This window comes from Kitasatospora sp. NPDC058218, assembly GCF_042882445.1.
GTDB lineage: Bacteria > Actinomycetota > Actinomycetes > Streptomycetales > Streptomycetaceae > Kitasatospora.
Map to the genome: position 1 here is coordinate 11,923 of NZ_JBHVWC010000066.1, position 18,947 is coordinate 30,869.

Genomic DNA, 18,947 nt, shown 5'->3' on the forward strand with positions numbered 1-18,947 from the left:
GTCACGCGATGCGGTCCAGCACGATCGGGTTCGGGGTGAACGCGGTGCCCGCCGGGGAGACCTCGATGCCGCCGGCCAGGGCCTCGATCGCGTACTCGTAGCGCTCGGGGGTGTCGGTGTGCAGGGTCAGCAGGGGCTGGCCGGCCACCACGGTGTCGCCGGGCTTGGCGTGCATCTCGACGCCGGCGCCCGCCTGCACCGGGTCCTCCTTGCGGGCCCGGCCGGCGCCGAGGCGCCAGGCGCAGACGCCCACCGCGTACGCGTCCAGCGTGGTGAGCACGCCGGAGGCCGGGGCCGGGATGACGTGCTGCTCGCGGGCGACGGGCAGCGGGGCGTCGACGTCGCCGCCCTGGGCGGAGATCATGCGGCGCCAGTGGTCCATCGCGGAGCCGTCGCGCAGCGCGTCGGCCGGGTCCTTGCCGTGCACGCCGGCCGCGGCGAGCATCTCGCGGGCCAGCGCGAGGGTCAGCTCGACGACGTCGGCCGGGCCGCCGCCGGCCAGCACCTCGACCGACTCGCGGACCTCCAGCGCGTTGCCGGCGGTGAGGCCGAGCGGGGTGGACATGTCGGTGAGCAGCGCGACGGTGTTGACGCCGGCCGAGGTGCCCAGGCCGACCATGGTGCGGGCCAGCTCGCGGGCGTCGTCCAGGTTCTTCATGAAGGCGCCGGAGCCGACCTTCACGTCGAGGACGAGGGCGCCGGTGCCCTCGGCGATCTTCTTGGACATGATCGAGGAGGCGATCAGCGGGATCGCCTCGACCGTGCCGGTGACGTCGCGCAGCGCGTACAGCTTCTTGTCGGCGGGGGCGAGGCCGTCGCCGGCCGCACAGATCACCGCGCCGGCGTCGTGCAGCACCTTCATCATCTCGTCGTTGGAGAGCAGGGCGCGCCAGCCGGGGATGGACTCCAGCTTGTCCAGGGTGCCGCCGGTGTGGCCGAGGCCACGGCCGGAGAGCTGCGGCACGGAGGCGCCGCAGGCGGCGACCAGCGGGGCGAGCGGCAGGGTGATCTTGTCGCCGACGCCGCCGGTGGAGTGCTTGTCGCTGGTGGGCTGCGCGAGCGAGGAGAAGTCCATCCGGACGCCGGAGCGGATCATCGCGTCGGTCCAGCGGCTGATCTCGCGCGCCTTCATGCCGTTCAGCAGGATGGCCATGGCCAGGGCGGACATCTGCTCGTCGGCGACGTCGCCGCGGGTGTAGGCGTCGATGACCCAGTCGATCTGAGCGTCGCTCAGCTCTCCGCGGTCGCGCTTGGTCCTGATGACGGAGATGGCGTCCATGGCTGCTCCAAGAGGGGTTCAAAATGCGAAGAGTGTCGCGAGCTGGCCGGATTGCGGCCCCACTCGCGACACTCTACGCGCGTAACAGAAACAAAGACTAGAGCCGCTCCGGCCCGAACGCGTCGGGGAGGACCTCGCTCATCGGCTTCACGCCGGACGGCAGCTCGACCAGCAGGTCGGGCCCGCCGTGCTCGTAGAGCAGCTGGCGACAGCGCCCGCACGGCATCAGCAGACCGCCGTCCCCGTCCACACAGGTGAACGCGGTCAGCCGGCCGCCACCGGTCGCGTACAGCGCGGAGACCAGGCCGCACTCGGCGCAGAGCGCGAGCCCGTACGAGGCGTTCTCCACGTTGCAGCCGGTGACCACCCGCCCGTCGTCCACCAGCGCGGCCGCGCCGACCCGGAAGCGGCTGTACGGGGCGTAGGCGTGGGTCATCGCCTCCCGCGCCGCCGCGCGCAGTGCCTCCCAGTCGATCGCCGCCGCCGGGGCCGTCACTTGCCCTGGCCCTTGCGGTAGATCTGGCCGTCGGCCTTCGGCGGCCGCAGCCGCTGCGAGGCCAGCGAGAGCACCACCAGGGTGATCACGTACGGCGTCGCCACGATCAGCGGACGCTGCACCTCCTCGGTGGTGGCGTACCAGGTCGCCAGGCCGCCGGCCACCACGAAGGTGATCAGCGCGGCCGGGATCTTGCGGCGGTAGAGGTTCCAGAGCGCCAGCAGGAACATCGCGATGGCGACCACCAGGATCAGCACGTGCACCGACCCCGGGTCACGCAGCTGGAGGCTGTCGGTGAAGCCGAACAGGCCGGCGCCCATGGCGAGGCCGCCCGGCATCCAGTTGCCGAAGATCATCGCCGCGAGGCCGATGAAGCCTCGGCCGTTGGTCTGGCCGTCCTTGTAGAAGTGCGCCGCGACCAGCGAGAGGTACGCGCCGCCGAGGCCCGCGAAGGCGCCGGAGGTGATGACCGCGAGGTACTTGTACTTGTAGACGTTGACGCCCAGCGACTCGGCCGCGGTCGGGTTCTCACCGCAGGAGCGCAGACGCAGGCCGAACACCGTGCGCCACAGGGCGAAGTAGCTGACCACGATCAGCGCGCCGGCCAGCAGCACGACCACCGAGATGTTGGTGACCAGGCCGCCGAGCACGCCCGCGACGTCGGAGACCAGGAACCAGTGGTGGAGCTCGATGTCCTTCAGTCCGGAGGACAGGCCCGGGATGGTGATGTACGGCAGCGGATCGGCCGGCGGGGACTGGTTCGCCCCGGCACCGACGGAGATGTAGTCCTTGTAGTAGATCCGGTTGACGTAGGCGCAGATGCCGGGGATCAGCAGGTTGACGCCGACACCGGAGACGATGTGGTCGACGCCGAAGGTCACCGTGATGACGGCGTGCAGCAGACCGCCGAGCGCGCCACCGAGCATGCCGGCCACCAGGCCGAACCAGGGGCTGACCAGGTAGCCGCCCCAGGCACCGGCGAAGGTGCCGGCGACCATCATGCCTTCGAGGCCGATGTTGACCACGCCGGCCCGCTCGGACCAGAGACCGCCCAGACCGGCCATGCCGATCGGCACGGCGGCGCTGAGCGCGGCGGTGACCTGGCCGGAGGAGGTCAGCGAGTGGTTGCCGGTGGCCATGCCCACGGCGGAGAAGAGGACCAGGGCGCCCGCGATCAGCAGCAGCACCACCGGCCAGGACAACTTGCGCTTCTTGGCGGGAGCGCCCGGCGCCTTCGCGCGGGCAGCGGTGGCCGTGCTCATGCGGACACCTCCTTCTTCTCGTTGGCGGCCGCGGCCTGGGCGGCGAGCTGGGCGCCGACCTTCTGCTGCTGGCGCTTGAGGCCGTAGCGGCGCACCAGCTCGTAGGCGACGACGACGCAGATGACGATGGTGCCCTGCATGACCGGGACGATCTCGAACGGGAAGCCGCCCTGGAGCGGCAGCTGGGAGCCCGTGGCGTCCAGGAAGGCGAACAGCACGGCGGCGAAGGCCATGCCGATCGGGCTGTTGCGGCCCAGCAGGGCGACCGAGATGCCCAGGAAGCCGAGGCCGCCCTGGAAGCTCTGGCCGAAGTTGTACGAGTTCTGCAGCAGCTCGGGCATGCCGATCAGGCCGGCCAGCGCACCGGAGACCACCATCGAGGTGACGACCATGCGCTTGACGTTCACACCGGACGCGGTGGCGGCGGTCTCCGAGCGGCCGGTGGCGCGCAGGTCGAAGCCGAAGCGGGTGCGGGTCAGGGTGAACTGGAAGGCCACGCCGACCAGGATCGCGATGAAGAGGAAGCCGTAGAGCGGGCCGCCGTCGGTGTTGATCGCGAAGAAGTGGCTGGACTCCGAGACCGGAGAGGTCTGGATGGAGTTGCTGGTGGAGCTCTTCTCCGGCGCGAAGATGCCGGGGACGAGCAGCAGACCGACGATGGCGACCGCGATGGCGTTCAGCATGATGGTCGAGATGACCTCGCTGACGCCGCGGAAGACCTTCAGCAGACCGGCGATGCTCGCGTACAGGCCACCGACCAGCATGGCGGTGATCAGCAGCAGCGGGATCTGGATGAACGACGGCAGGTCGAGCCGGCTGCCGACGAAGGCCGCGAACAGCGCCGCGACCTTGTACTGGCCCTCGACACCGATGTTGAAGAGGTTCATCCGGAAGCCGAAGGCGGCGGCCGCGGCGGCCAGGTAGTACGTGGTGGACCGGTTGAGGATGGCCACCTGGCCGTCCGACTTGGTGGCGTACGTGATCATCACGTTCCAGGCGTCGAACGGGTTCTTGCCCGAGGTCGCCAGGAGCACCGAACAGATCGCGACGGAGAGCAGCACCGCGAGCACCGGCGCTGCCAGTGCGAGCACGATCTTCTCGATGTCGAACCGCTGCGCCAGCTTGCTCTTGGCGGCGGGGGTGGGACTGGTCATGTGGCTACTCCCCCGCCTGCGGGTCGGCGGTGTCGGTGGGGGTGTCGGACGAGGGGGCGTCCCCGGTCCCGGCGGCCTCGGCCTCGGTGCCCTCCGCGCTGACCGCGTGGAACTCCTCCACGGCCTCCGCGTCGGACTCGATGTGGCCGCGGGCGGCACCGGTCATCGCGGTACCCAGGTCCTCGGCGGTGACGGTCGCCGGATCGGCGTCGGCCACCAGACGGCCGCGGTAGATCACCCGGATGGTGTCGGAGAGGCCGATCAGCTCGTCCAGGTCGGCGGAGATCAGCAGCACGGCGAGGCCGGCCCGCTGGGCCACCCGGATGTGCTCCCAGATCTGCGCCTGCGCGCCGACGTCGACGCCGCGGGTGGGGTGGGCGGCGATCAGCAGCTTGGGATCGTGGCTCATCTCGCGGCCGATGATCAGCTTCTGCTGGTTGCCGCCGGAGAGGGAGGCCGCGGTGACCTCGATCCCGGGGGTGCGGACGTCGTACTGCTCGACGATCCGCTCGGTGTCCTTGCGGGCGCCGGCCGGGTCGAGCAGCACGCCCTTGGAGTTCGGGCTCTCGGTGACGTGACCGAGGATCCGGTTCTCCCAGAGCGGGGCCTCCAGCAGCAGGCCGTGGCGGTGGCGGTCCTCGGGGATGTAGCCGATGCCGGCCTCGCGGCGGCTGCGGGTGAGCGAGCCGGAGAGGTCCTTGCCGTCCAGGGTGATGACGCCGCCGTCCAGCGGCAGCATGCCCATGATGGCCTCGACCAGCTCGGCCTGGCCGTTGCCCTCGACGCCGGCGATGCCGAGGATCTCGCCCTTGTGGATGCGCAGCGAGATGTCGTCGAGCACCACGCGCTCGATGCCCTCGGCGTCGGTCTTGGCGATCCGCAGGTCCCGGACGTCGAGCATCTCGTCGGTGGTGACGGTCGACTCGCGGCTCTCCGGGGAGGGCAGCTCGGCGCCGACCATCAGCTCGGCCAGCTGGCGCGCGGTGACGTGCGCCGGGTCGGCGTCGCCGACCGTGGTGCCGCGCCGGATGACGCTGATCGCGTCGGCCACCGACAGCACCTCGTGCAGCTTGTGCGAGATGAAGATGACGGTGACGCCCTCGGCCTTGAGCTCGCGCAGGTTGTCGAAGAGCGCCTCGACCTCCTGCGGGACGAGCACGGCGGTCGGCTCGTCGAGGATCAGGATCTTGGCGCCGCGGTAGAGCACCTTGAGGATCTCGACCCGCTGACGGTCGGCGACGCCGAGGTCCTCGACCAGCGCGTCCGGTCGCACGCCCAGGCCGTACTGGTCGGAGATCTCCTTGATCTTCGCCTTGGCCTTGGTGCCGATGCCGTGGAGCTTCTCGCCGCCGAGGACGACGTTCTCCCAGACGGTCAGGTTGTCGGCGAGCATGAAGTGCTGGTGCACCATGCCGATGCCGCGCGCGATCGCGTCGCCCGGGGTGTTGAACTCGCAGCTCTCACCGTTGATCGCGATGGTGCCCTCGTCCGGCTTCTGCATGCCGTAGAGGATCTTCATCAGCGTCGACTTGCCGGCGCCGTTCTCGCCCATGAGGGCGTGCACGGTGCCGGTGCGGACGGTGAGGTTGATGTCGTGATTGGCCACGACGCCGGGAAAGCGCTTGGTGATTCCGCGCAGTTCGACGGCCGGTGTCGCCGTCCCCGCGCTGGGGGTACCGCCCTTGCTGAGGGCGGGGTCGGATGCGGTGATGGCGATCTCCTGGTGGTCTGGAGGCGCGTCGTTGCGCTGGAGGGCCAAGAAAAAACGGTGGGGTACGGGACGGGGCCCGGGGGTACGCACTGAGCGCACCCTTCCGGGCCCCTCCCTGATGCTGCGTCAATCATTGCGCTGCCGGGCAGACGGCAGCGGCAGCGACGTCCGGGCGCGCCTTACGGAGCGGTCGGGACGGTGGTGGCGCCGCTCTTGATGGCGGTGGCCGCGTCGTTGAGCTTGCCCTGGATGTCGTCGATCTTGCCGCCGGTGGTGGCGAGCGAGACGCCGTCCGCCTTCAGGTCGAAGTTCTTCACACCGGTGAAGACACTGCCCTTCTTGGCGGAGTCGATGTAGGCGAAGACGGCCTTGTCGACGTTCTTCACCATCGAGGTGAGGATGCTGTTCTTGTACTTCGCCAGGGCCGGCTGGGCGGCCTGGTCGGAGTCGACGCCGATGGCCAGCTTGCCGGCGTTGGCGACGGCCTCGATGGCACCGTTGCCGGAGGAACCGGCGGCGGTGTAGATGACGTCCGCGCCCTTGTCGAGCTGGCCCTGCGCGGCCTCCTTGCCCTTGTCGGGCGAGTTGAAGCCGGAGAAGTCCGGGGGCGTGGTCAGGTAGGTGGTCTCGACCGCGATGCTCGGGTCGACCGACTTCACACCCGCCTTGTAACCGGCCTCGAACTTCTTGATCAGCTCGGACTGCACACCGCCGATGAAGCCGACGTGCTTGCTCTTCGACTTGTTGGCGGCGGCCACACCGGCGAGGTACGAGCCCTCCTGCTCCGAGAACGTCAGCGAGGTGACGTTGCTCGGCTGGGTGTCGGACGCCGAGTCGATGATCGCGAACTTGGTGTTCGGGTTCTCCTTGGCGACCTTCTCGACCGCGCCCTGGTAGACGAAGCCCACCGCGATGATCGGGTTGTAGCCGGCGGTGACCAGGTTCTTGAGCCGGGTCTCCTTGTCGGCCTCGGCCTCACCGGTCTTGGCGTCGGCCTCGGTGACGGCGACGCCCAGGTCGGCCTTGGCCTTGTCCAGGCCACGGGCGGCGGAGTCGTTGAACGACTGGTCGCCACGGCCGCCGATGTCGTAGGCCATACCGACCTTGAGGCCGCCCTCGGAGGAGCCGGAGGAAGCAGTGTCGTTGCTCTTTGCGCCGCAAGCGGCGAGCGAGGCGATGCCCAGGGAACCCGAGAGCACAACCGCAGCGAGCTTAGTAGAACGGCGCAAGGGAATATCTCCTTCTCACACGCACCCGTTTAGCGTGGTCGGACGCCACCGTAACGCGCGTAGAACACGGTTGGGTCACAGGCTGCCGGAGCAATCGGGTTGTTATCAAACCGTGGTCTCACGGCCTTCCCGAGGCTCCTTCCCCGTACGCGGAGGGTGGTCGGAACTGGTGCCGCCCAGTGTACGTAACCGAGCAAAGACCCCCGAAGCCGACAACTCGGGCACGACGCCTACTGGGCCCCCTCGGCCTCCAGTGCCAGCGCCGCGAACAGCTCCACGCCGATCCCGATCGCCCGCTCGTCCACGTCGAAGCGACCCTGGTGCAGATCGCGGACGGTGGTGTCACCGGGGGTGCGGACGCCGAGCCGGGCCAGCGCGCCCGGGGCGTGCTCCAGGTACCAGGAGAAGTCCTCACCGCCGAGGCTCTGCTCGGTGTCCTCCACCACCTGGCGGCCGTCCTGGCCGAACCGGGCCGTCATGGCGGCCTCCAGCAGGCTCACCGAGACCGCCTCGTTGACCACCGGCGGCACCCCGCGGTGGTAGTCGAGCGTCCACTTCGCCCGGTAGGTCTCGGCCAGCTTGGCGATCAGCTCGTGCAGCAGGTCCGGCGCCTCGCGCCAGCCCGCCGGCTCCAGGCAGCGGACGGTGCCCTCCAGCTCGGCGTGCTGCGGGATGACGTTGGGGGCCGAGCCGGAGGCGATCCGGCCCCAGACCAGGCTGACGCCCCAGCGCGGGTCCATCCGGCGCGACAGCGCGGCCGGGAGATCGGCGGCCATCCGGGCGATCGCGGTCACCAGGTCGGTGGTCAGGTGCGGGCGGGCGGTGTGGCCGCCGGGGCCGTCCAGGTGCAGCACCAGCCGGTCGCAGGCCGAGGTGATCGCCCCGGTGCGCAGCGCGATCCGGCCGGCCTCCACCTTCGGGTCGCAGTGCACCGCGAAGATCCGGCCCACGCCGTCCATCCCGCCGGCCTTGATCACGTCCAGCGCCCCGCCCGGCATGACCTCCTCGGCGGGCTGGAAGACCAGCCGGACCGGGCGGCGCAGCTCGCCGGCGGCGGCCGCCTCGGCCAGCACCAGGGCGGTGCCCAGCACCACCGAGGTGTGCACGTCGTGACCGCAGGCGTGGGCCCGGCCGGGGACGGTCGAGCGGTAGGGCACGTCCGTCTTGGCGTCGTCGATCGGCAGCGCGTCGATGTCGGCGCGGAAGGCCAGGAACTCGGCGCCGCGCGGGGCGGCGTCCGGGACGATGTCGACGATCATCCCGGTGCCGCCGGGCAGCACCCGGGGGGCCAGACCGGCCGCCGTCAGCCGGTCGCGCAGCAGGCCGGTGGTGCGGAACTCCTGGCGGCCCAGCTCCGGGTGGCGGTGCAGATCACGGCGGAAGGCGATCAGCTCTGGCTCCAACGCCGCGACCCGGTCACGCAGACCGGCGACGGGGCGGGCAGCGGTGAGCGTGATGGCCGGCTGGGCGGACTCAGGACGGTTCATCTCAACAAGGGTAGGCCTGTTGGGGGGATTTGGCCCGACTTCCGGAAAAGAAGTCCCCGTATGGGCGCATAGTGGCCGAGCAGGTGGGTATGACATCTCGTTCACTCGCCTTCCCCGGGGTGCGTGCCCTGTGCAACGACCGCCCGGGCCGGCGGTCACGGGCCACTCCGACGGCGGATCGACGGTGGATTTGACGGTGGATTGACGGGCGCTCAGAACCGCTCGGTGGGCGTGTACGTCCCCCACACCCCGCGCAGCGCGTCGCACACCTCTCCCACCGTGGCGCGGGCGGCCAGCGCCTCCCTCATCGGGTACAGCACGTTGTCCCGGCCCTCGGCCGCCCGGCGCAGGTCGCCGAGCGCGCGGCCCACCGCCGAGGAGTCGCGCCCGGCCCGCAGCGCGGCGAGCCGCTCGGCCTGCCGCGCCTCGATCGCCGGATCCACCCGCAGCGGCTCGTAGCGCTCCTCCGCGTCCAGCCGGAAGCGGTTGACGCCGACCACCGTGCGCTCGCCGGAGTCGGTCTCCTGCTGGACGCGGTAGGCGGTGCGCTCGATCTCGGCCTTCTGGTGCCCCGCCTCGATCGCCGCCACCGCCCCGCCCAACTCCTCGATCCGGTCCATCAGTTCCAGGGCCGCGGCCTCCACCCCGTCGGTCAGCGCCTCGACCGCGTACGAGCCGGCGAACGGGTCGACGGTGGCGGTGACGTCGGTCTCGTGGGCGAGCACCTGCTGGGTGCGCAGCGCCAGCCGGGCGGACTTCTCGGTGGGCAGCGCGAGCGCCTCGTCGAAGCTGTTGGTGTGCAGCGACTGGGTGCCGCCGAGCACCGCCGCCAGCGCCTGCACCGAGACCCGGACCAGGTTGACCTCGGGCTGCTGCGCGGTGAGCTGCACCCCGGCGGTCTGGGTGTGGAAGCGCAGCATCTGTGACCTGGGGTCGCGCGCGCCGAACTCCTCGCGCATCACGCGGGCCCAGATCCGCCGGGCGGCCCGGAACTTCGCCACCTCCTCCAGCAGGGTGGTGCGGGCCACGAAGAAGAAGGAGAGCCGCGGCGCGAAGTCGTCCACCGCCATGCCCGCGGCGATCGCGGTGCGCACGTACTCGATGCCGTTGGCCAGGGTGAAGGCGATCTCCTGCGCGGGGTTCGCCCCGGCCTCGGCCATGTGGTAGCCGGAGATCGAGATGGTGTTCCAGCGGGGGATCTCGGCCCGGCAGTACCGGAACACGTCCGCGACCAGCCGCAGCGAGGGCTTCGGCGGGAAGATGTAGGTGCCGCGGGCGATGTACTCCTTCAGCACGTCGTTCTGGACGGTGCCGGTCAGCCGGGCCGCCGGTACGCCCTGGGCCTCGCCGACCAGTTGGTAGAGGAGCAGCAGCAGTCCGGCCGGCGCGTTGATGGTCATCGAGGTGGAGACCTCGCCCAGCGGGATGCCGTCGAACAGGACGCCCATGTCCTCCACGCTGTCGATCGCCACGCCGACCTTGCCGACCTCGCCGGCCGCGATCCGGGCGTCCGAGTCGTAGCCCATCTGGGTGGGCAGGTCGAAGGCGACGGAGAGGCCGGTGGTGCCGTTGGCGATCAGCTGCCGGTAGCGGGCGTTGGACTCGGCGGCCGTCCCGAAGCCGGCGTACTGGCGCATCGTCCAGGGCCGGCCGGTGTACATCGACGGATAGACGCCCCGGGTGTACGGGTACTCCCCCGGGCCGCCGCCCAGGCGCTCGCGCGGATCCCAGCCGTCCAGCGTCTCGGGGCCGTACAGCGGCTCGACGGGGAAGCCCGACTCGGTGCGGCGCGGCTCGACTGCCATGGGTCCCTCCACGGGATCGGCGGGCGGGTGCACTCCCTTCGCAATGTAACGGCGCCGGGACCGGCTTGGGCGGAGCACCGGCCCTCGCGCTGCACCGGCCTTGGCGCTGCAGCGGTTCTCGCGGGGCCGCGCACTTTGCAAAGTCATCAGCCTTCGCCGACGCGCCCGCTTTCGCCGACCCACCGGCCCTCGCCGCCGCGCCCGCTTTCACGAAGGGCCGCGCACTTTGCAAAGGTCACTTCTTTGCAAAGTGCACCCGGCGCCCGACCCCGCGTGGGCGGAGCCGGCGCCATTGAGATGATCGGGTGAGCGACCGAAGTACTTCCCAGCCGACGCGTTCCTCCAGGGAGTGGCAATGACCGAGCAGAAGGTGGCCGTGGTCACCGGAGCCAGCAGTGGAATCGGCGCGGCGACCGCCCGCCGACTCGCGGCCGAGGGCTTCGAGGTGGTGCTGACCGCCCGCCGCACCGAGCGGATCGAGGAGCTCGCCAAGGAGCTCGGCGGCCGCGCCCACACCCTCGACGTCACCGACCGGGCGGCCGTGGACGCCTTCGCGGCCGAGGTCGGCCGGGTGGACGTCCTGGTCAACAACGCCGGCGGGGCGATCGGCGCGGAGTCGGTCGAGGCCGGCGACCCGGCCGACTGGCTGGCGATGTACCAGGTGAACGTGCTCGGCGTGCTGCACATGACGCAGGCGCTGCTGCCCGCGCTGCGGGCGAGCGGCGACGGCACCGTGCTGGTGCTCTCCTCCACCGCGGCGCTGACCGCGTACGAGGGCGGCGGCGGCTACGTGGCGGCCAAGCACGCGGCGCACACCATCGCGGCCACGCTGCGGCTGGAGCTCTGCGGGGAGCCGATCCGGGTGATCGAGATCGCCCCGGGCATGGTGAAGTCCGAGGGCTTCGCCGTCACCCGCTTCCGGGGTGACGAGGAGAAGGCCGCGGCCGTGTACGCGGGCGTCGCCGAGCCGCTGACCTCCCAGGACGTGGCGGACACCGTCGCCTGGGCGGTCACCCGGCCCTCGCACGTCAACATCGACCTGCTGGTGGTGCGCCCGCGCGCCCAGGCCGCCAACCACAAGGTGCACCGGGCCTGACACCGGCCGCGCGGGGCGGGCGGCCCCCCGGCCGGGGGGCATGATCGAACGTGTCACCCAATAGTGATACATACGTGCGATGAGATCTCTTCGGGCCGCCCGCCCGCGCTTTCTGCTGACCGCGTTCGCGGCCGGCACCCTGCTCCTCGGTTCCGCCTGCGACGACAGCACCAAGCCCGCCCAGGACCAGGCCGTCGCGACCCCGCCGGCCGCCCCGGCCGCTCCGACGGCCACCGCGACGCCGACGCCGACCCCCAAGCCCACCGGCGCCGACGACCCGGCCCTCAAGCCGTTCTACGGCCAGCAGATCGCCTGGGCCGCCTGCCCGGCCGACCCGCAGGCCGCCAAGGCCAAGATCGACATATCCGGGCTGCTCTGCGGCAAGCTGCACGTCCCGCTCGACTACGCCAACCCCGCCACCGACGCCCTCGACATCGCGCTGATCAAGCTGCCGGCCGCCAAGCCGGACCAGCGGATCGGCTCGCTCATGGTCAACCCGGGCGGCCCGGGCGCCTCCGGCATCGAGATGGTCAAGTACGGCGCCAAGCAGTACGACGGCACCCTGCACAACCGCTTCGACGTGGTCGGCTTCGACCCCCGCGGCACCGGCGAGAGCTCCCCGGTGGTCTGCTACGACGACAAGCAGCACGACGAGGCCAACCAGCGCGACTCCTCGCTGGATCCGGCGACCCGCAAGGCCGAGCACGTCAAGTTCGCCACCGAGCACGCCGCCGCCTGCCAGGCGAAGTCCGGCAAGCTGCTGCCCTTCGTCGGCACCCGCAACACCGCCCGTGACCTGGACGTGCTGCGCGCCGCCGTCGGCGACAAGAAGCTCAACTACCTCGGCATCTCCTACGGCACCTACCTCGGCGCGCTCTACGCCGAGCAGTTCCCGCAGAACACCGGCCGGCTGATCCTGGACGGCGCCGTCGACCCCGCCCAGGACGGGCTGGACCACGGCATCGACCAGCAGGTGGGCTTCGAGAAGTCCTTCGAGCGTTTCGCCGCGGACTGCGTGCAGAACCACGCGGCCGAGTGCCCGCTCGGCAAGGACCCGGCCAAGGCCGCCCAGAAGGCCGCCGACTTCCTCGACGGGCTGCGCGACCACCCGATGACCACCAAGGACGGCCGCAAGCTCGGCGCCGACCTCGCCTGGACCGGCACCACCGAGATGCTCTACGGCGACGAGAAGACGACCTGGACGCCACTGCGCAACGCGCTCGGCTGGGCGATGCTCGGCAAGAAGGCCGACTACCTGCTGGCCTTCGCCGACGAGTACAACGGCCGCGACGAGAACGGCCACTACAGCCCGATGGAGGAGGCCAACAGCGCGATCAGCTGCGCCGACCGCGTCCGGCCGGCGCCGACCCCCGAGCGCGCCCAGCAGGCGGTGGCCAGGCTCCAGGCCGAGGCCCCGCTGCTGTCCAAGGGCGTCTCGGTGGAGGACTACAGCGAGCCGTCCTGCGCCTACTGGCCGTTCAAGACGACCGAGCAGCCGCACACCATCCGCGCCGAGGGCAGCGCGCCGATCCTGGTGGTCGGCAGCACCGGCGACCCGGCCACCCCGTACGCCTCCTCCGAGGCGCTCGCCAAGGGCTTCGCCAACGCCGGCCTGCTGACCCGGGTCGGCGAGGGCCACGGCGCGTTCGGCAAGGGCAACGCCTGCGTCGACGCCGCGCTGGAGGCGTACCTCGTCGAGGGCACGATGCCGGCGGCCGGGACGCGCTGCTCCTGAAGGGCACCGCCCCCGAAGGCCTGGACCATTAGCAGATGAGCGTGGGGAGGGCGCTGACACCGAGGTGTCAACGTCACAACTTGATAGCTCGATCGGATGAATTCCGCGTGCGCCCTCCCCAACTGATGACTGCTCAACTACCGTTGAGCCGCTGCCCGGCGGGTCTCGCGACACCGCCCCGCAGCCTCATACTTCACCTGCTTCACCACCCCCCTTCACCGGCATCTTCCCGCCCTCACGAGGAGGACCCGCTGGCCAGCGACATCCCGTCACCGCGGCTCGATCCCAGCTCCGAGCCGACCCTCCTCGGGTTGCACCGCTTCAACGAAGCCGACGCCGGCGCGGCCGAGGAGGCCCTCCTGGCCTGCTGCGGCAGCCACCGCTGGGCCCTGCGGCTCACCGCCCACCGGCCCTACCCCGACATAGAGTCCCTGCTGGCCGCGGCCAGCGAGGCCTCCTACGACCTGCGACCGGCCGACCTGGCCGAGGCGCTGGCGGACGAGAGCTGGATGCCGCAGCCCCTCCTGGGCATGCGCGCACCCGGCAGCCAGGCGGCACACACCGCCCTGCGCGCCGCCCACGCCGCGTACGAGGCCCGGTTCGGGCACGTCTTCGTGGTCTGCCTGGAAGGCGTGGCCCCCGAGGAGATGCTCGACACCGTGCTCAGCTCGATCCGCACGCGACTGGCGCACGACCCGGACGAGGAGCGGCTGATCGCCTCGGACGAGCTGCGCCGGATCGCCCTGACCCGCCTGGAGCACCTGGTCGCCACCCATTCCGAGGCCGGAGCACGCTGAGCCGACCCCGCCCTCACCCGCGCGCCTGCGCGGCGCGGAGCTTCGCCACCTGCTGCCGGACGATCCGATCGTCCGGCGCGGGGGCGGGCTCCGCGCCGACGCCGACCGTGGTCAGGACCGCCAGCACCGGGCCGACCCGGGCCACCACGGCACGCTGGGCGAGCACCACGCTGCCCGACTCACTCGTCAGGGTGAACCCGGTCACCGCGTCGGCTCCCCCGGGCGTGGGCGTGTCGTCCCGGATCAGCCGGTGCCTGGTCCGCACCGGCTTGCGGCCCTTCTCCGCCGGCGGCGGCGGTGCGCTGGAGACGAACGAGGCGCACGGACCGAACAGCTTCTCCAGCTCCGACTGCAGCTGCGCCGCCCGCCCGGCCCGGTAGCCGAGCAGCCCTCCGTACACGCCGCCCTTGGGGTCGGCCGCCCGCGCCACGCTCAGATCGGTCTCCGCGTACGGATCCCCCGGGCCCGGCGAGGGCGTGGTGCCGCCCGCCGCCACCGCCGGGGTGACCGCGTCCAGCAGCGGCTGGCAGGCGGGCAGGTCGGAGACCTCCCGGCCGCCGCCCGAGCCCGTCTCGCCGTGACCGGGCGTCATCACCGTCACCGTGTACCCGGCCCCCAGATCGCCGTCGGCCACGGCGGCCGCCCGCAGCTCCGCGGCGGACAGCTCGCGGGCCGGCGCGGCCCGGTCGGCGGAGCCGCCGACCGTGGTGCAGCCCGCGGCGAACAGCAGGGCGCAGACCGCGGCGGCGGCGGACGGGCGGGGCGGGCTGAGCGGCACGGGGGCCTCGGCAGGGTGTCGGCGACGGAGCGGGCCGCCACGGTAGCGCAATCGAGCCGTCACCCTGAGTGGCGAACGGCGCCCGGGTTCCCGTCGCACTAGGCCAGTCGTGCCTGATTGATCACACCTCGGGCCCCCGGAGGCGGTTCGCAATAACGCGTCGATAGGATGCTGGCGGCCGGTGGACCGTACCCGGCCGGGCTGACCGACACCGAAGCCGGCCGAGCCCCCAATCGCTTCCGGAGGGTTTTTCCGTGCCGGCTGGAACGCTGTACCGCGGCCGGGAAGGCATGTGGAGCTGGGTGGCTCATCGAGTCACCGGCGTCCTCATCTTCTTCTTCCTGTTCGCTCATGTCCTGGACACCGCACTGGTGCGAGTGTCGCCCGAGGCGTACGACTCTGTGATTCAGACGTACAAGACGCCCCTGGTGAACCTGATGGAGTACGGCCTGGTGGCCGCCATCCTGTTCCACGCCCTCAACGGCCTTCGGGTCGTCGCCGTCGACTTCTGGTCGAAGGGTCCGAAGTTCCAGAAGCAGATGCTCTGGACCGTGGTCGGGGTGTGGGTCGTCCTGATGGCGGGCGCCTTCTACCCGATCCTTCAGCACACGCTGACCTCTTGGTTCGGGAAGTGATCTGAGACATGACCACGGAATACTCCGACGCCCTGGTGGTCCCCTCCGCCCAGGCGCACACCGGCAAGGGTCTCGGCACCGGTAACCCGGCCGACGCCTTTGTGGTCGAGCCGGCCCGCCAGCGGACCAAGAAGACCCCGCGCCGCACCCGGACCAACTTCGAGATGCTGGCCTGGCTCTTCATGCGCCTGTCCGGCATCGTCCTGGTGGTCCTGATCCTCGGCCACCTGCTGATCATGCTGGTGCTCGACGGCGGCGTCTCCAAGATCGGCTTCGCCTTCGTGGCCGGCCGCTGGGCCTCGCCGTTCTGGCAGGGCTGGGACCTCCTGATGCTCTGGCTCGCCATGCTCCACGGCGCCAACGGCATGCGGACGGTCATCAACGACTACGCCGAGAAGGACTCCACCCGGCTCTGGCTGAAGGGCCTCATGGGCGCCGCCACGGTCTTCACCGTGCTGCTCGGCACCCTGGTGATCTTCACCTTCGACCCCAACATCTGACGACTCAGCATTTAATCGGCAATCGGCAGAGGCCAGAGGCGAGTTAACCCCCCATGCAGATTCACCAGTACGACACCGTCATCGTCGGCGCCGGTGGCGCCGGCATGCGCGCGGCCATCGAGTCGACCCAGCGCAGCCGCACCGCGGTGCTCACCAAGCTCTACCCCACCCGGTCCCACACCGGCGCGGCCCAGGGCGGCATGTGCGCCGCCCTCGCCAACGTCGAGGAGGACAACTGGGAGTGGCACACCTTCGACACGGTCAAGGGTGGTGACTACCTGGTCGACCAGGACGCCGCCGAGATCATGTGCAAGGAGGCCATCGACGCCGTCCTCGACCTGGAGAAGATGGGCCTGCCCTTCTCCCGCACCGAGCAGGGCCGGATCGACCAGCGCCGCTTCGGCGGCCACTCCCGCAACCACGGCGAGGCCCCGGTCCGCCGGTCCTGCTACGCGGCGGACCGCACCGGTCACATGATCCTCCAGACGCTGTTCCAGAACTGCGTCAAGCACGGCGTCGAGTTCTTCAACGAGTTCTACGTCCTCGACCTGCTGATCAACGAGGGCAAGACGGCCGGCGTCGTCGCCTACGAGCTGGCCACCGGCGAGATCCATGTCTTCCAGGCCAAGTCGGTCGTGTTCGCCTCCGGCGGCACCGGCAAGTTCTTCAAGGTCTCCTCCAACGCCCACACCCTCACCGGTGACGGCCAGGCCCTGGTGTACCGCCGCGGCCTGCCGCTGGAGGACATGGAGTTCTTCCAGTTCCACCCGACGGGCATCTGGCGCATGGGCATCCTGCTCACCGAGGGCGCCCGCGGCGAGGGCGGCATCCTGCGCAACAAGGACGGCGAGCGCTTCATGGAGCGCTACGCCCCCGTCATGAAGGACCTCGCGTCCCGTGACGTCTGCTCCCGCGCGATCTACACCGAGATCCGCGAAGGCCGCGGCTGCGGTCCGGACGGCGACCACGTCTACCTGGACCTCACCCACCTGCCGCCGGAGCAGCTGGACGCCAAGCTCCCGGACATCACCGAGTTCGCGCGCACCTACCTCGGCATCGAGCCCTACACGGACCCGATCCCGATCCAGCCCACCGCGCACTACGCCATGGGCGGCATCCCGACCAACGTCGAGGGTGAGGTCCTGCGCAACAACACGGACGTCGTCCCGGGCCTGTACGCGGCCGGCGAGGTCGCCTGCGTCTCGGTCCACGGCGCCAACCGCCTGGGCACCAACTCGCTGCTGGACATCAACGTGTTCGGCAAGCGCGCGGGCATCGCCGCCGCCGACTACGCGCAGACGGTGGACTACACCGAGCTGCCCGAGAACCCGGCCGAGAAGGTGCAGGCGCTGGTCGACGGCCTGCGCGAGTCCACCGGCACCGAGTCCGTGGCGCAGATCCGCAAGGAGCTGCAGGAGACCATGGACACCAACGCCATGGTCTACCGCACCGGCGCGACCCTGAAGCAGGCGGTCGAGGACATCGCCGGCCTGCGCGAGCGCTACAAGCACGTCGCCATCCAGGACAAGGGCTACCGCTACAACACGGACCTCCTGGAGGCCGTCGAGCTGGGCAACCTGCTCGACCTGGCCGAGGTGCTGGCCGTCTCCGCGCTCGCCCGCGAGGAGTCGCGCGGCGGTCACTACCGCGAGGACTTCCCGACCCGTGACGACGTGAAGTTCATGCAGCACACCATGGCGTACCAGGAGGTTGCCGAGGACGGCACCACCTCCATCCGCCTCGACTACAAGCCGGTCGTCACGACCCGCTACCAGCCGATGGAGCGTAAGTACTGATGAGCACTCCTACCGTGGAGAAGCACTCGGCCGCTCTGGACGCGGTCGAGGCGGGCGGCGTCGAGCTGATCACCGTCACCTTCCGGATCCGCCGGTTCAACCCGGAGGAGCACCCGGACCCGGTGTGGGTCGACTACCAGCTGACCCTGGACCCGAAGGAGCGCGTCCTGGACGCGCTCAACAAGATCAAGTGGGAGCAGGACGGCACCCTCACCTACCGCCGTTCCTGCGCGCACGGCATCTGCGGCTCCGACGCGATGCGGATCAACGGCCGCAACCGGCTGGCGTGCAAGACCCTGATCAAGGACGTCAACCCGGAGAAGCCGATCACGATCGAGGCCATCAAGGGCCTCACGGTCCTCAAGGACCTGGTCGTGGACATGGACCCGTTCTTCCAGGCGTACAAGGACGTCATGCCGTTCCTCATCACCAAGGGGAACGACCCGACCCGCGAGCGCCTGCAGTCCGCCGAGGACCGCGAGCGGTTCGACGACACCACCAAGTGCATCCTGTGCGCCGCGTGCACGTCGTCCTGCCCGGTCTTCTGGAACGACGGCCAGTACTTCGGCCCGGCCGCGATCGTCAACGCGCACCGCTTCATCTTCGACTCGCGCGACGAGGGTGCGGAGCAGCGGCTGGAGATCCTGAACGACCGTGAGGGCGTCTGGCGCTGCCGGACCACCTTCAACTGCTCGGAGGCCTGCCCGCGTGGCATCGAGGTCACCAAGGCGATCCAGGAAGTGAAGCGGGCGCTGGTCACCCGCCGCTTCTGAGCCCTGCCGCACGACGGAGGCCCCGCCCGATCCGATGATCGGGCGGGGCCTCCTCGCATGCCGTTCGGCAACAGGAGCGGCCGATCAGTCGGCGACGGGCTCGCGGCGGGTCGCGCGCAGGCCGCGGACGCCCACCGCGCCGACGGCGACGCCGAGGACGAAGGAGGTCACGGCGAGCAGGAGGTGGATCCAGAAGAAGGCGGTCGGCTGCGCGTGGTCGCCGTCGGTGAAGGCCTGGCCGCCCGAGTCCTTCCAGAGGTTCTTGACGAAGGTGATCCAGATGATCATGGACCAGACGCCGAAGGCGGTCAGGAACCAGGAGGTGCGGCGGCTGAGCTTCATGGACGGTCCTCGGCGGCTGACGTGAAGATGGTGTGCGGCTCCAGTATGCGCGGGCGTCCGTTCGGCGTACGG

At 70.7% G+C, this 18,947-nt stretch carries 17 protein-coding genes; 7 read left to right on the top strand and 10 right to left on the bottom strand.

Features of this window, described 5'->3' with window-relative positions:
• Position 1: 1 nt before the first annotated feature.
• The 8 genes from ACFVYI_RS33770 to ACFVYI_RS33805 form a co-directional block, all read right to left on the bottom strand.
• Positions 2 to 1,279: a thymidine phosphorylase gene (locus tag ACFVYI_RS33770; RefSeq protein ID WP_387892647.1), complete on the bottom strand. Its 1,278-nt coding sequence runs from the start codon at positions 1,277 to 1,279 to the stop codon at positions 2 to 4.
• 97 nt (positions 1,280 to 1,376) lie between these two features.
• Positions 1,377 to 1,775: a cytidine deaminase gene (locus ACFVYI_RS33775; RefSeq protein ID WP_387892649.1), complete on the bottom strand. Its 399-nt coding sequence runs from the start codon at positions 1,773 to 1,775 to the stop codon at positions 1,377 to 1,379.
• Entirely contained in the window at positions 1,772 to 3,037 is a 1,266-nt protein-coding gene (locus tag ACFVYI_RS33780) for an ABC transporter permease (protein WP_387892651.1), read from the bottom strand. The genes ACFVYI_RS33775 and ACFVYI_RS33780 overlap by 4 nt, the downstream gene beginning before the upstream one ends.
• Positions 3,034 to 4,191, bottom strand: coding sequence for an ABC transporter permease (locus tag ACFVYI_RS33785; RefSeq protein ID WP_360631397.1), 1,158 nt, complete (start codon positions 4,189 to 4,191; stop codon positions 3,034 to 3,036). The genes ACFVYI_RS33780 and ACFVYI_RS33785 overlap by 4 nt, the downstream gene beginning before the upstream one ends.
• Before the next feature lie 4 nt (positions 4,192 to 4,195).
• On the bottom strand, positions 4,196 to 5,743 hold the full coding sequence (locus ACFVYI_RS33790; protein WP_387892706.1) for an ABC transporter ATP-binding protein: 1,548 nt from the start codon (positions 5,741 to 5,743) through the stop codon (positions 4,196 to 4,198).
• A gap of 338 nt (positions 5,744 to 6,081) precedes the next feature.
• Positions 6,082 to 7,131 carry a BMP family protein gene (locus ACFVYI_RS33795; protein WP_387892653.1) on the bottom strand — a complete coding sequence of 350 codons (1,050 nt, stop codon included), beginning with the start codon at positions 7,129 to 7,131 and terminating at the stop codon, positions 6,082 to 6,084.
• 230 nt (positions 7,132 to 7,361) lie between these two features.
• Positions 7,362 to 8,618 (bottom strand): amidohydrolase, encoded by a 1,257-nt coding sequence (locus ACFVYI_RS33800; protein WP_387892655.1) that lies wholly within the window; start codon positions 8,616 to 8,618, stop codon positions 7,362 to 7,364.
• A gap of 212 nt (positions 8,619 to 8,830) precedes the next feature.
• A complete protein-coding gene (locus tag ACFVYI_RS33805; protein ID WP_387892657.1) occupies positions 8,831 to 10,423 on the bottom strand; it encodes a methylmalonyl-CoA mutase in 1,593 nt (530 codons plus the stop codon).
• A gap of 355 nt (positions 10,424 to 10,778) precedes the next feature.
• Between ACFVYI_RS33805 and ACFVYI_RS33810 the strand changes: the two genes are divergently transcribed.
• The 3 genes from ACFVYI_RS33810 to ACFVYI_RS33820 all read left to right on the top strand — a co-directional run bounded on the left by ACFVYI_RS33810 (position 10,779) and on the right by ACFVYI_RS33820 (position 14,051).
• Positions 10,779 to 11,519, top strand: coding sequence for an SDR family oxidoreductase (locus ACFVYI_RS33810; RefSeq protein ID WP_387892659.1), 741 nt, complete (start codon positions 10,779 to 10,781; stop codon positions 11,517 to 11,519).
• A 79-nt stretch (positions 11,520 to 11,598) separates the two neighbouring features.
• On the top strand, positions 11,599 to 13,254 hold the full coding sequence (locus ACFVYI_RS33815; protein WP_387892661.1) for an alpha/beta hydrolase: 1,656 nt from the start codon (positions 11,599 to 11,601) through the stop codon (positions 13,252 to 13,254).
• Positions 13,255 to 13,565: 311 nt separating this feature from the next.
• Positions 13,566 to 14,051: a 2-oxo-4-hydroxy-4-carboxy-5-ureidoimidazoline decarboxylase gene (locus ACFVYI_RS33820; protein ID WP_329488020.1), complete on the top strand. Its 486-nt coding sequence runs from the start codon at positions 13,566 to 13,568 to the stop codon at positions 14,049 to 14,051.
• A 13-nt stretch (positions 14,052 to 14,064) separates the two neighbouring features.
• Here ACFVYI_RS33820 and ACFVYI_RS33825 read toward each other — a convergent pair whose 3' ends face one another.
• Positions 14,065 to 14,829: a hypothetical protein gene (locus tag ACFVYI_RS33825; protein WP_387892662.1), complete on the bottom strand. Its 765-nt coding sequence runs from the start codon at positions 14,827 to 14,829 to the stop codon at positions 14,065 to 14,067.
• A 254-nt stretch (positions 14,830 to 15,083) separates the two neighbouring features.
• Between ACFVYI_RS33825 and sdhC the strand changes: the two genes are divergently transcribed.
• From sdhC to ACFVYI_RS33845, 4 genes are read left to right on the top strand one after another with little or no spacing between them, the layout of a single operon-like run.
• On the top strand, positions 15,084 to 15,464 hold the full coding sequence (gene sdhC / locus ACFVYI_RS33830; protein WP_360631421.1) for a succinate dehydrogenase, cytochrome b556 subunit: 381 nt from the start codon (positions 15,084 to 15,086) through the stop codon (positions 15,462 to 15,464).
• Between the two features lie 8 nt (positions 15,465 to 15,472).
• Entirely contained in the window at positions 15,473 to 15,964 is a 492-nt protein-coding gene (locus ACFVYI_RS33835) for a succinate dehydrogenase hydrophobic membrane anchor subunit (protein ID WP_360631424.1), read from the top strand.
• 53 nt (positions 15,965 to 16,017) lie between these two features.
• Positions 16,018 to 17,760: a succinate dehydrogenase flavoprotein subunit gene (gene sdhA, locus ACFVYI_RS33840; protein ID WP_387892664.1), complete on the top strand. Its 1,743-nt coding sequence runs from the start codon at positions 16,018 to 16,020 to the stop codon at positions 17,758 to 17,760.
• The gene (locus tag ACFVYI_RS33845) at positions 17,760 to 18,533 is read left to right on the top strand and encodes a succinate dehydrogenase iron-sulfur subunit (RefSeq protein ID WP_371518497.1); all 774 of its coding nucleotides are present in this window, start codon (positions 17,760 to 17,762) and stop codon (positions 18,531 to 18,533) included. Before sdhA ends, ACFVYI_RS33845 begins: the two co-directional genes overlap by 1 nt.
• Before the next feature lie 84 nt (positions 18,534 to 18,617).
• Here ACFVYI_RS33845 and ACFVYI_RS33850 read toward each other — a convergent pair whose 3' ends face one another.
• Complete coding sequence (locus ACFVYI_RS33850; protein ID WP_387892666.1) at positions 18,618 to 18,875, bottom strand: SCO4848 family membrane protein; 258 nt, start codon at positions 18,873 to 18,875, stop codon at positions 18,618 to 18,620.
• Positions 18,876 to 18,947 lie beyond the last annotated feature (72 nt).

Coding starts and splice junctions, on each gene's coding strand:
- ACFVYI_RS33770 (WP_387892647.1), bottom strand. CDS start 1,279: ATGGACGCCATCTCCGTCATCAGGACCAAGCGCGACCGCGGAGAGCTG.
- ACFVYI_RS33780 (WP_387892651.1), bottom strand. CDS start 3,037: ATGAGCACGGCCACCGCTGCCCGCGCGAAGGCGCCGGGCGCTCCCGCC.
- ACFVYI_RS33785 (WP_360631397.1), bottom strand. CDS start 4,191: ATGACCAGTCCCACCCCCGCCGCCAAGAGCAAGCTGGCGCAGCGGTTC.
- ACFVYI_RS33790 (WP_387892706.1), bottom strand. CDS start 5,743: ATGGGCGAGAACGGCGCCGGCAAGTCGACGCTGATGAAGATCCTCTAC.
- ACFVYI_RS33800 (WP_387892655.1), bottom strand. CDS start 8,618: ATGAACCGTCCTGAGTCCGCCCAGCCGGCCATCACGCTCACCGCTGCC.
- ACFVYI_RS33805 (WP_387892657.1), bottom strand. CDS start 10,423: ATGGCAGTCGAGCCGCGCCGCACCGAGTCGGGCTTCCCCGTCGAGCCG.
- ACFVYI_RS33810 (WP_387892659.1), top strand. CDS start 10,779: ATGACCGAGCAGAAGGTGGCCGTGGTCACCGGAGCCAGCAGTGGAATC.
- ACFVYI_RS33815 (WP_387892661.1), top strand. CDS start 11,599: ATGAGATCTCTTCGGGCCGCCCGCCCGCGCTTTCTGCTGACCGCGTTC.
- ACFVYI_RS33835 (WP_360631424.1), top strand. CDS start 15,473: ATGACCACGGAATACTCCGACGCCCTGGTGGTCCCCTCCGCCCAGGCG.
- sdhA (WP_387892664.1), top strand. CDS start 16,018: ATGCAGATTCACCAGTACGACACCGTCATCGTCGGCGCCGGTGGCGCC.
- ACFVYI_RS33845 (WP_371518497.1), top strand. CDS start 17,760: ATGAGCACTCCTACCGTGGAGAAGCACTCGGCCGCTCTGGACGCGGTC.
- ACFVYI_RS33850 (WP_387892666.1), bottom strand. CDS start 18,875: ATGAAGCTCAGCCGCCGCACCTCCTGGTTCCTGACCGCCTTCGGCGTC.